The sequence below is a fragment of the Planococcus sp. APC 3906 genome, from assembly GCF_030407685.1.
Lineage (GTDB): Bacteria > Bacillota > Bacilli > Bacillales_A > Planococcaceae > Planococcus > Planococcus koreensis.
Window position 1 is genome coordinate 38,822 of sequence record NZ_JASDCW010000024.1, and the last position, 11,236, is coordinate 50,057.

12 protein-coding genes are annotated in these 11,236 nt (G+C 49.3%); 1 reads left to right on the plus strand and 11 read right to left on the minus strand.

Annotation, left to right across the window (positions count from 1 at the left end):
* The first annotated feature begins 39 nt into the window (after window positions 1–39).
* Window positions 40–318, plus strand: coding sequence for a transition state genes transcriptional regulator AbrB (locus QMA09_RS13300; protein ID WP_135502400.1), 279 nt, complete (start codon window positions 40–42; stop codon window positions 316–318).
* A gap of 153 nt (window positions 319–471) precedes the next feature.
* Here QMA09_RS13300 and rsmI read toward each other — a convergent pair whose 3' ends face one another.
* The 11 genes from rsmI to QMA09_RS13355 all read right to left on the minus strand — a co-directional run bounded on the left by rsmI (window position 472) and on the right by QMA09_RS13355 (window position 11,081).
* Entirely contained in the window at window positions 472–1,341 is an 870-nt protein-coding gene (gene rsmI, locus QMA09_RS13305) for a 16S rRNA (cytidine(1402)-2'-O)-methyltransferase (protein ID WP_290213451.1), read from the minus strand.
* A complete protein-coding gene (locus QMA09_RS13310) occupies window positions 1,338–1,607 on the minus strand; it encodes a GIY-YIG nuclease family protein (protein ID WP_290213452.1) in 270 nt (89 codons plus the stop codon). Before QMA09_RS13310 ends, rsmI begins: the two co-directional genes overlap by 4 nt.
* Window positions 1,594–2,331 carry a tRNA1(Val) (adenine(37)-N6)-methyltransferase gene (locus QMA09_RS13315; protein ID WP_290213453.1) on the minus strand — a complete coding sequence of 246 codons (738 nt, stop codon included), beginning with the start codon at window positions 2,329–2,331 and terminating at the stop codon, window positions 1,594–1,596. The genes QMA09_RS13310 and QMA09_RS13315 overlap by 14 nt, the downstream gene beginning before the upstream one ends.
* Window positions 2,332–2,437: 106 nt before the next feature.
* Window positions 2,438–2,794, minus strand: coding sequence for a DNA replication initiation control protein YabA (yabA, locus tag QMA09_RS13320; RefSeq protein WP_135502393.1), 357 nt, complete (start codon window positions 2,792–2,794; stop codon window positions 2,438–2,440).
* Between the two features lie 10 nt (window positions 2,795–2,804).
* Entirely contained in the window at window positions 2,805–3,617 is an 813-nt protein-coding gene (locus QMA09_RS13325; RefSeq protein WP_135502391.1) for a PSP1 domain-containing protein, read from the minus strand.
* Between the two features lie 4 nt (window positions 3,618–3,621).
* Entirely contained in the window at window positions 3,622–4,614 is a 993-nt protein-coding gene (gene holB / locus QMA09_RS13330) for a DNA polymerase III subunit delta' (RefSeq protein ID WP_290213454.1), read from the minus strand.
* 105 nt (window positions 4,615–4,719) lie between these two features.
* Window positions 4,720–5,049 carry a cyclic-di-AMP receptor gene (locus QMA09_RS13335; protein ID WP_135502387.1) on the minus strand — a complete coding sequence of 110 codons (330 nt, stop codon included), beginning with the start codon at window positions 5,047–5,049 and terminating at the stop codon, window positions 4,720–4,722.
* An 87-nt stretch (window positions 5,050–5,136) separates the two neighbouring features.
* Entirely contained in the window at window positions 5,137–5,772 is a 636-nt protein-coding gene (gene tmk / locus QMA09_RS13340) for a dTMP kinase (protein WP_135502385.1), read from the minus strand.
* Between the two features lie 112 nt (window positions 5,773–5,884).
* Window positions 5,885–7,996 (minus strand): RNA degradosome polyphosphate kinase, encoded by a 2,112-nt coding sequence (locus QMA09_RS13345; RefSeq protein WP_290213455.1) that lies wholly within the window; start codon window positions 7,994–7,996, stop codon window positions 5,885–5,887.
* A gap of 57 nt (window positions 7,997–8,053) precedes the next feature.
* A complete protein-coding gene (gene ppx, locus QMA09_RS13350) occupies window positions 8,054–9,586 on the minus strand; it encodes an exopolyphosphatase (RefSeq protein WP_290213459.1) in 1,533 nt (510 codons plus the stop codon).
* A 64-nt stretch (window positions 9,587–9,650) separates the two neighbouring features.
* Window positions 9,651–11,081: an aminotransferase class I/II-fold pyridoxal phosphate-dependent enzyme gene (locus QMA09_RS13355; RefSeq protein ID WP_290213456.1), complete on the minus strand. Its 1,431-nt coding sequence runs from the start codon at window positions 11,079–11,081 to the stop codon at window positions 9,651–9,653.
* Between the last annotated feature and the right edge of the window lie 155 nt (window positions 11,082–11,236).

An 11,236-nucleotide genomic window follows, 5' to 3' on the forward strand; every position in this document is an offset into this window, starting at 1 on the left:
TGGCGAAAACATCCGACAAATTTGAGGGGAGAGAATGATATGAAATCAACAGGTATTGTACGTAAAGTAGACGAGCTAGGACGAGTGGTCATTCCAATCGAGTTGCGCCGCACACTAGGAATCGCTGAAAAAGACGCTTTGGAGATTTATGTAGATGACGATAAAATTATCTTGAAAAAGTATTTGCCGAATATGACTTGCGCAGTTACTGGCGAAGTGTCAGATGAAAACATGCAACTTGTAGGCGGGAAATTGATTTTGAGCCCTGAAGGCGCAGAAATGCTTGTCAAAGAAATTCAAGGCCACTTAAAAAAATAAGATCAGCGAGTATCTTGAAAAAACCGGAGTGCATACGCACTCCGGTTTTTTCGTTTATTGAGCTAATAAATGGAACCGATTTTCCTCAAGGAAGTGCAGCAAATGCAGCTTTCATATTTCGGGCTATATGAAATGTCAGGCCAGGAAGGTTTTTTATACATGATACGCTTGGTATACTTCCCGTTTGGAAAGGCCCCGCTCCACTGACACTTCTTTGATCGCTTCTTTCGATGAGACCTCTTTCTTCTCCATCACTTCCGCAACATGCTCCGCAATCGGCAGATGCGTCCACCATTTCTCGGTTTCCACCACATCCGGTTCGGCATTGCCTTCCACGACAACGCAAAACTCGCCGCGGACGGTGTTTTCATCCGCCCATTCCACCGCTTCACCGACCGTGCCGCGCAGGAATTCCTCGAATTTCTTCGTCACTTCGCGTGCCAGCACGATCCGCCGCTCATCGCCGAATGCTTTTTGCATGCTTTTCAAACTGTCTTTCAAGCGGTGCGGCGCTTCATAGAAAATGAGGGTTTCTTGCTTTTGGTTCAACGCCTCTAATTCGGTCAACCGGTCTTTCTTGCCGCGGGACAGGAATCCGTAGAACAGGAACGGCTGGGGCGCAATGCCGGAAGCGATCAGCGCACTGAGGGCTGCATTGGCGCCTGGCACCGGCACGACCGGATAATCTTCCTCAAGCACACGCTTGACGATGTCTTCCCCCGGGTCTGAGATGCACGGCATGCCAGCGTCGCTGACCAATGCCACCGACTTCCCTTCCCGCAAGTAAGACAGGATTTTATGGCCGCCGCTGTCCTGATTGTGTTCGTGGTAGCTGACGAGCTTTGTCTGGATATCGAAATAATTGCAGAGGTTTTTCGTGTTGCGTGTGTCTTCCGCTGCGATGACGTCGACTTCGTTCAAAATCCGGATGGCGCGTACGGTCATGTCTTCGAGATTGCCGATCGGCGTTGCTACGAGATACAAAGTCGCTTGGTCTTCCTGAAAACTTTTTTGCGATTTCATTGGCCGTCTTCCTTTCTGTCCGCGATATAGCGGATTTTTTTCGGTTTCGGCAATTGCTTGAATGCATATTCCGCTTTCATCGCGGCCGGCTTTGTTTCAAATTGCTCTTGGTAAATCAAAGCAGCCGGCCTTCTCGCCCGTGTATATTTTGCGCCTTTGCCCGAATTATGGGCGTCCAGGCGTTTCTGCAAATCATTGGTGTAGCCGGCGTAATAAGAGCCGTCCGCGCATTCGAGCACGTAAAAATAATGCTTACCGGCTTCCATATAGCAACGCCCGCACTTCTTCTGTGTATTCCCCGTCTTCGCCATAGACAATCAGCGGTGGCAGGATTTTCAAATCCGGCTTGCCGTCTTTGATGCCTTCAATGAGCAGCGTATTCGCTTCTTTTCCGGCTTTCGGGTAAACCAGACGGACGCGTTTCGGCTCCAGCCGGTGGGCGCGCATTGCCGTGATGATGTCGATCAAGCGCCCCGCACGGTGGACAAATGCCGCCTTGCCCCCCTGCTTCAGCAGCTTGCTGGCGGCGGCAATGGATTCATCGAGCGTCAGGTGCAGTTCATGGCGCGCAATCGCCATATGCTCACTGATGTTCTTGTCGCTCATTTCATGCGCCGGGAAGTACGGTGGATTGCAGGTCACGACATCAAATTTTTCAATGCCCAGCTGCGCCGGTATTTCTTTGACGTCGCCTTGGATGATATCGATGCGGTGGCTGAGCCCATTATAGTCGATGCTGCGCTTCGCCATATTGGCCAGCCGCTCCTGCAGCTCCACCCCGATAATCGGCATCTCCGTCCGGGCGCTGAGAAACAGCGGAATGGCACCGTTGCCCGTGCACAGATCCACAATCGCTCCGCGCTTTTGCGGCACATACGCGAACCGCGCCAGCAGCACTGCATCCAGCGAAAAGGAAAAGACCGAGGGGCTTTGAATGATCCGCAACTCTTCCGCCAATAAATAATCGAGTCTTTCGTCGTCCAATAACATCTTTCCAACTCCTCTTACATAACAAAAGGCTGCCGCCACGCTAGGTGTCGGAAGCCTTTCTTATTGGTCAGCCATACTGCACCGAAAACGCACAGTAAATCCAGCCTTAATTTTGCTTGTTTAAAAAAGATAAACAAAACAGGCAATCGTCGCCTTTTCTCGAGCTGCCGAAATGCACGTTGCAGACGTGGTAGCCTTCATGATACAGGCGCGCCAGGTTATCATAGCCTTCGCCGATATCCATAACCGCTTTTTTCAGCTTCACCGGATCTGCGACCACTTCCGGCACCGCCTGATGAAGTTCATCCAGACGGGCGCGCAGGTGATGATTTTCCAGCTGCAGCGCGTGATGCTCTTCCATCGTATGTGCCACGACCGATTTCAACTCCCGGAACTGCTCTTGCATCGATTCCAATTGCTGTTCGAATTCCATGACCGTATCTAAAAAATTCTTATCTTTCACTTAAACCACCTCACGCTCTCGTTCCTTGGTCCATTATCTCACTTAATGCGTATTCAAGTGTCTGTTCCTGCTCAGCCAGACGAACTTTCAATACACGTTCCAAAATGTTCATGCTGACCACGCGGCCGTCGCCGTCCGGCGTTCCCACACGGGTGCCGACATCCGGCATTTCTTTTTTCGCTGATTCGTATTCATCGTTTTCGTATTTCAAGCAGCACATAAGCCTGCCGCATAGGCCCGAAATTTTAGACGGGTTGAGCGACAAGTTTTGGTCTTTCGCCATTTTGATCGACACCGGCTCAAAATCGCCGAGGAATGTCGAACAGCAAAGCATGCGTCCACAAGGGCCGATGCCGCCCAGCATTTTCGCTTCATCGCGTACGCCGATTTGGCGCAACTCGATGCGCGTCCGGAAAATCGACGCTAAATCCTTCACCAAGTTGCGGAAGTCGACGCGCCCTTCAGCAGTAAAGTAAAAGATCACTTTATTGCGGTCGAATGTATATTCAACATCCACAAGCTTCATGTCCAGCTTGTGTTCTTCGATCTTGTCCGTACCCATTTCAAAAGCACGCCCCGCTTCCAGGCGATTTTCTTCCACCTGTTGGCGATCGCGTCCGCTTGCTACACGCACCACTTGTTTAAGCGGCAACACCACATCGTTTTCTTCGACTGCCTTCACCGGTACGACCACTTTGCCGTATTCCACTCCCCGAGCAGTTTCGACGATAACGTAATCGTCTTTTTCAATCGCAAATTCTCCTGGATCAAAATAATATATTTTACCCGCCTTTTTAAAGCGGACACCTATGACATTATACACTCGTTTACCCCTCCTGCAGATTCAGCATTAATTGCTCCATCAGCAGCGTCCGATTCATATTGCGCGGCAATTGCTGCTTGGCCCATAATATGGCCTGCAATTGCTTGGACAATACCGCAAAAGAACGCTGAAGCGCCATCTGCTTCCAAGTTTGTTCCATATCCGGATACGTCCGAGCGGTTTCAAGATCCGCTTTTGCCGAAGCGATGTCCCGATATGCAAATAATAACATGTCCAGCCCTCTTTCGGCATCTTCTTTTTCCTTGAACAGCGGAAGCCATTCCGACTGCAGCAATAAAAGCGCTTCATGGACGTTGGCATTGACAGTTTCCACTAATTTTAACACAGTCTTGCGCTGCTGGATAAATGCTTCGTCGACACTCAGCTCAATTGCCTCTTCAGTGCTCTGCGTCAGCATGCTGACCGTCGCTGCCATCGAGGCCGTCATGCCCCCTGCGAGCAATTGCTCAATCAACTTCGGCCGCGACAGCGGCTGAAACGACACCAGCTGGCAGCGCGAGCGAATCGTTGACATGATGGCATTGAGCCGTTCCGTCAGCAGGATTGCCGTGACATTGAATTCCGGTTCTTCAAGAAATTTCAGCAGCGCGTTGGCGGACGCATTATTCATGCGGTCCGCTTCTTCAATGACATATATTTTACGGCCCGAACTAAAGCCCGTTTTATTCATGCTAAAAATCAACTCACGAATCTGGTCGATTTTGATGTTCTGGCCATCCGGTTTGATGAAAACAATGTTCGGATGGTTTCCTGTATTGTATAAATGGCAGCTTCGACATGTTTCACATGGAACATTTTGCGAAGGCGTTTCGCACAGCAGGAGCTTGACGAAAAAGTGTGTGATTTCCGTTAAGCCAGAGCCGGCGGGGCCTTCAAACAAAAAGGCATGGGCAAGGCGGTCTTTTTCAAAAGCACCTTGCAGCCTCTTCATGACCACGGGCTGGATTTCTTGCAGCTCTTCTATCGTTTTTTGCACAATGTCACCTTCATCCTTACGTTGTAAAAAATCCCGTGTTCCAAATGGAGCACGGGCGTGTCATAGACCGGCCTGGAAAAGGCTGGTGGTGTGTAGCTGCAAAGTTTAGAAATGGTGGAATTGCTCGATTGGCAAGACGAAAATCGTCGCTCCGCCAACTTCCACTTCCACTGGGTACGGAATATACGAATCGGCGTTGCCGCCCATCGGAGAAACGGGTGCTACCATCTGCTCGCGCGCACGGCAGTTATCGCGGATCAAATCCATCAATTTCGGCACGAGCCCGTCATCGACCCCAATTAGGAAAGTCGTATTCCCTGAGCGTAAAAACCCTCCCGTACTGGCAAGCTTGGTAGCCCGGAAATCATTTTTTGTTAACGCATTGGATAGACGGTTGCTATCTTGATCCTGCACGACTGCTACGACGAGTTTCATCAGCACTCACTCCCTTAAGAAATGTTTTCTACTTTCTCTATTATAACATGAACAAATACTTACGCTGTATATCTTTCCGGCATGTGTTCAGTTCTTCCGGCTGTCCATGAAATCCGCTACAACGGCAAGCGCATCTTCAAGGACTTTTTCGATGCTGTTGCCGGCATCAATGACTTGGATGCGTTCTGGATATTGGCCGACCAGAATGTGATAGCCTTCCCGCACGGTTTCGTGAAATTTCATCGACTCCACGTCCAGCCGGTTGACTTCACGCCCCGCATCTTTTTCGATGCGCGCGAGCCCCACCTTCGGTTCAACGTCAAAATACAGCGTCAAATCCGGCATGTAATCATCAATGGCGAATTTATTGACCGTATAGATTTCCTCGATGCCAAGGCCTCTAGCATATCCTTGGTAAGCAAGGCTGCTGTCGATATACCGGTCGCATAAAACGATTTTTCCAGCTTCCAGCGCCGGTATGACTTTTTCGACGAGATGCTGGCGGCGCGCCGCTGCATACAGCAGCGCTTCGGTGCGCGGGTCCATGCTAGAATTATTGCGGTCAAGGATGACCCCGCGAATCTGTTCAGCAATTTCAATGCCTCCCGGTTCCCGCGTACAGACAATTTGATGCCCTTGCTGTCCGAGAATGTCCGCCATTAACTTTAAAATACTGGTTTTGCCGGAACCTTCTCCGCCTTCCAGTGTGATCAAATAACCCATTCTGTCTTCACCTGTTTCCTTTTGTTCTAAACTCTTTCAACTATACAGCAATTGCCGCTTTTTTTCGCCCGCCTGCAGTAAAAAAGCGCCATTTAGGCGCCTTTCCTCAGTGTTATTCTTCATCTTCCGCGACTTGATAGGCTTCGTTGTAAAGGATCACCTGGGAGTTGATCTCTTTTTCCCCGCTTTTGCGTTTGACGTAATGATATTGCCCTTTATTGTCCTGTTCGCGCGCTTTGACATTGTCTTTCAGCGCAATGATCAGGATGTGCTTCACTTCTGCTTTAATTTTGGCGTCATAGACCGGGAATAAGATTTCAATGCGGTTTTCCATATTGCGCGTCATCATATCCGCAGACGACAAATAGGTCTTTTCTTCGCCGTTATGGTAGAAATAATAGACCCGGCTGTGTTCGAGCAGACGGCCGACGATGCTGCGCACCCGGATGTTGTCGCTGATGCCTTTGACGCCAGGGCGCAGGCAGCAGATGCCGCGCACGATCAAATCGATTTGGACGCCTGCTATCGAAGCCTCGTACAAACGCTTGATCAATGTTTTATCCGTCAATGAATTCATCTTCAGGATGATACGGCCATTGCCGTATTTTTTATGGCAATCGATTTCTTCTGCGATCAGGCGCACAAAATCCTTGCGTATGGTAAATGGCGCGACCGATAAATGGTGGAATTCCGGCTTCTCGGTATAGCCGCTCAAAAAATTGAAGAAGTTCGTGGCATCGACCCCAAACTCTTTTTTCGACGTGAACAAGCTCATATCGGTATAAACTTTCGCTGTTTGGTCATTGTAATTGCCAGTGCCTAAATGGACAAAACGCTCGATTTGATCGTTTTTCTTGCGCACCACCAAGGTGATTTTGCTGTGTGTTTTCAAATGCGTCATGCCGTAAATGACATGGCAGCCCGCCTGTTCAAGTTCTTTCGCCCATTGGACGTTGTTCTCCTCATCAAAACGGGCTTTCAGCTCTACGAGCACGGTCACTTGCTTGCCGTTTTCCGCTGCCCTTTTCAGCGCCTTGATGATTGGAGAATCCCCGCTGACGCGGTACAGCGTCTGCTTGATCGCCAAGACGTCGGAATCGTCTGCAGCTCCGGAAACAAACTCCACAACCGGTTCAAACGATATGTAAGGATGGTGGAGAAAGATGTCCTGTTCCATTATTTTATCGAAGATGTTTTCATCAGATGCCAAATCGCGGGAAGGCTGGGATATCCGATTTTCAAATACAAGCTTCCCGTGGGTTTTAGCCATTTTCTTATAAAAGTTAAAAAACAGCGTCAAATCAATCGGCCCTTTGGCTTCGTAGACATCTTTTTGGTCTATTTCCAGTTCGTCGATAAGGTAGGCCAGCACTTCCGGATCAAAACCTTCTTTTTGTATTTCAAGCCGTGCTGCAGCCCCCCATTTTCGTTTCCGCAGCTCTTTCTCGATTTCTTTCAGCAAATCCCGCGCGCCTTCTTCATGAATGGCCATGTCAGCATTGCGGGTGATGCGGAACACCGATACGGAAAAAACCGAAAAGCCGTGAAACAGCTTGCCGATGAAATGCCCGATGATGTCTTCCAGCAGGACAATGCGTTCTTTTCCCGCTTTCCCTCCCAAAATCACGAGTCGATCCAATACAGCTGGCATTTGGACAATGGCGGTTTTAAAGCGCATCTCCGCTTCCTGGTCATTGTCTTTCAGCACAATCGCCAAGTTTATGCTTTTATTGAGCAGCATGGGAAATGGCCGGTAAGCGTCTATTGCCATCGGCGTAAGCACTGGGAAAATCTGCTCGTCAAAATAGGCTTCCGCGTCTTTCAGTTCTTTGGAACTCAATTCAGCGATCTTCAGAAATCTGACGCCCTGTTCCTTCAGCTGCGAAAGCAGTACACCATTCCATGTCTCGTATTGCACATCCACTAATTGGTGGGTCCTATTGGCAATTTCCTTCAATTGGTGCTGCGGCGTCATGCCCGCCTTGTTTTCCGGCTTATTGAAGCCGACCTTCACCTGATCCTGCAGCCCTGCTACACGCACCATGAAGAATTCATCGAGGTTCGAACTGAAAATCGCCAAAAATTTCAGCCGTTCCAGCAACGGATTCCGCTCATCCAGCGCTTCCTGCAATACGCGTTCATTGAACGCCAACCAACTAAGTTCACGGTTATTATAATAGGAAGGTTCGTTCAAGTAGACATCCTGTTTATTGGTCGTACCCACAAATTCCACCACCTTTTATTTGAAGTTCCCACCGATCAAACCCGATGGGGCGCACGGCTATTTTTTCCGGATGAATTTGAGCTCAATCGATTTCTTCAGCTGTTTTTCCAAATGTTTCTTCTGTTTTTCCGCCTGGTATTGCTCCGGTCCCCAATCGTTATTGCATAGGATCTGGAATACCAGCTCGCCGCCTTCGGGCTCTACGGTAATCGATTGGATGATGTCGCGCTTCGTGGCATTCAAACTATAGGCCAATTTGACAATCGAGCCGAACAAGCTGTATTTCGAAAGCTCATCTTTTCCGAACCAATCTTGGTAAAGCGCTGCATTGCGTTTGAAGAGCTCTTTGTTCTTGAAGGAGGCGATCAGCGCTATCGTCAGGCGTTCTTTATGCAATAAGCCGTCAATCGTCCGATTCGCGAGCAGGTAGAATGTGTGCTGATGGCTTGCTTCCGCATCGATATAAGAACCGAGATTGTAGAGTGAACTGCCTAACCGGATAAACTTCTCATCTTTTTGGCTGATCGGGCCGATTCCGTGCTTTTCCAGTTCATGCAGCATCATCATCGCATTCGTACTGACTTGCGAGGCATGCTTTAAATTGATGTCGTAATCGATGGCCAACTCGTAAAAACTTTCCTCAACAACATTCGGGAAAATCGGCATCTCGAAATCTTTGGTCAGCTGCTCGTAGAAGACGCCATCCCGCAGCCCTTTGCGGCTTAAAGCAAACACATCCGCTTTGATGTAGTCCATCAAGCAGGTAAACACCTCAATGGCTGGAATGATGATGTCGGCGCGGTCTTTCGACAACCCTTCCACGCGCTGGATCTCTTGGAAATCCATCGACAGCAGCATCTTATTGACCATTTTGACATCAGCTGCTGACATCTTGTATTGATGGACGCCTGCGAGCGGATATTCAATGTATTCCTGATGCACCTGCGCCATATTCCGCGCACTTCCCCCGATGCCGATAAGCGGCAATTTTTTATCTTTCAGCCATGGCAAGGTCTGGAACTGTTCTTTCAAAAAAGCACGCAGCTTTTTAAGCTCATCACCTGTCGGCATATCCCCTTTGACAAACCGCTCTTTCAACGACAATGCACCAAACGGAAAACTATAAAAATAAATTAATTTACGGTTCTCAAAGAACGTCAGCTCTGTACTGCCTCCCCCGATATCCACAGTAATTCCGCTTTCAAACGGCGTCGAGTTGACGACAGCCAAAAAGCCGTAATTGGCCTCTTCATACTCAGACAATACCCGAATGTCGAAATCCGTCTCTTTTTTGATGCGAGCTACTATGTCCTGCTGGTTATTGGCCTGCCGGACGGCCGCTGTCGCAACGCATTTAACTTCATCCAAATTATGATGCCTCGTCACTTCCTGGAAACTTTTTAATGTATTGACCAGCACATCGATTCCTTCATCTTCCATACTGCCTGATTCTGACAAATAGCTGCTCAGGCGAGCCACCGCTTTGACGTTTTCCGTTTCTGTCAGCCGCCCGCTTTTGTCGCGCGTATAAATAACCAAGCGAATTGTATTGGAGCCGATATCGATGATTGCGTATTTATCCTTATCCATCATGTTCCCCACATCCTGACCTGTTGAAATTTCGATATACTTTACTTTACCCGAATTTACAGGTTTAGCGGCCTTTCTCAACCGCCAATACACAGATTAATTTTTCTTCCAGCCGGTGTTCACCTTGAATTTGAGCGCTCGCCGCCAAATAATCAGCCAAGATTTCCAGTTTATCAAGTGTCCATCGTTCCCCCGGCAGCACCAGTGGAATCCCGGGCGGATAAGGCACCACCATTTCCGCTGAAATCCGTCCCAGCCCTTTCGCATAAGGAATCCATTCCGTCTCTTCCATATCGAGAGTGCCCAACGGCATATCCGGCACGCTGATTTTCGGCAATTCCGGCACTGCCATGCCCATTGTTTTCCGCTCTTCCTGCAGCACCGCCCGGACCGCCTCTTTCACACGGCTCCGGATTTCCGCAAAAGGATACGAATGCACTTGTTTCAATAAAGGCAAAATCAGCAGCACTTGATACGGATCCGCCAGTTCTGCGTGGACGTCCATCTCCTCAAGCTGCTCTTTCAGCTGAAATCCGCTGTGGTGTCCAACTCGCAGCATCAACTTCAGCGGATCGTCCGGTTCAAACACTTCAAGCTGCGGAATGCTTTTCAGGGCATCGATGAATAGCTGCCGCTTTTCTAAAAAGCTGCGCATATCCGGCTGCGAGTAATTTTCAATATACGCCCGCGCGTCATCAAGTGATGCCATGATGAGATAAGAGGGGCTGCTGGATTGCAGCATGCGCAAATACTTTTTGATTTTCCGGCTTGCCACTAAAGAACCCTGCACATGCAAAAACGACCCCATCGTCATTGCCGGCAAGGTTTTATGTGCCGACTGGACCACAGCGTCAGCGCCGAGAGCAAGCGCCGATGCAGGAAACGGCGGACCCGCCACGAAATGTGCGCCATGCGCTTCGTCAACCAATACCGGGATGCCTTTTTCGTGGCAATACAAGATGATTGCGCCCAAGTCTTGCGCTGCCATGCCGTAATAATCGGGATGCGCCAGCATAAGGGCTTTGGCCGTTGGATAGGCTTCTACTGCTTCTTTCACATCTTCGAGCCGCAAAGAGCCCGCTGACAAAGAATCCACGTTCCATTCCGGAGCCAGATAAACCGGCTCAACGCCAGCCAATTCCAATGCATGGAATACAGATTTATGCGAATTCCGTTGAACGAGGAGCGTGTCGCCTTTTTCACATGCCGCATAGACCATCGCTAAATTGCCGACGGTCGATCCATTGACCAGAAAAAAACTCTGTTGTGCCCCGTAAGCCTCTGCCAGGAGCTTCTGCGCCTCATCAATCGCTTCTTCGGGATAATGAAGATCGTCCAGGCCCGCAAGCTCTGTAAAGTCATATGCAAGCGCAGACTTGAAGGCGTCTGGAAGCCCTGAAAGTATTCCATTCTTATGGCCTGGCACGTGAAAAGAAATCGGATGCTGCTGCTGAAAATTCACCAACGCGTCTACTAAAGGTCTTCGCTGTGTCATGGATTTCATCCTTCTCTGCTTAGTAATATGTCCATTATATCGGATCCGCAGATTTTTACACTTCTGCAAGGGCAGTTCGAGCTTTTGCGCGTCCGGATTTTTCTTCCGGACGCACAAAAAAACCGCTGCCGGTTAAGGCAACGGTTTTCTTCTTC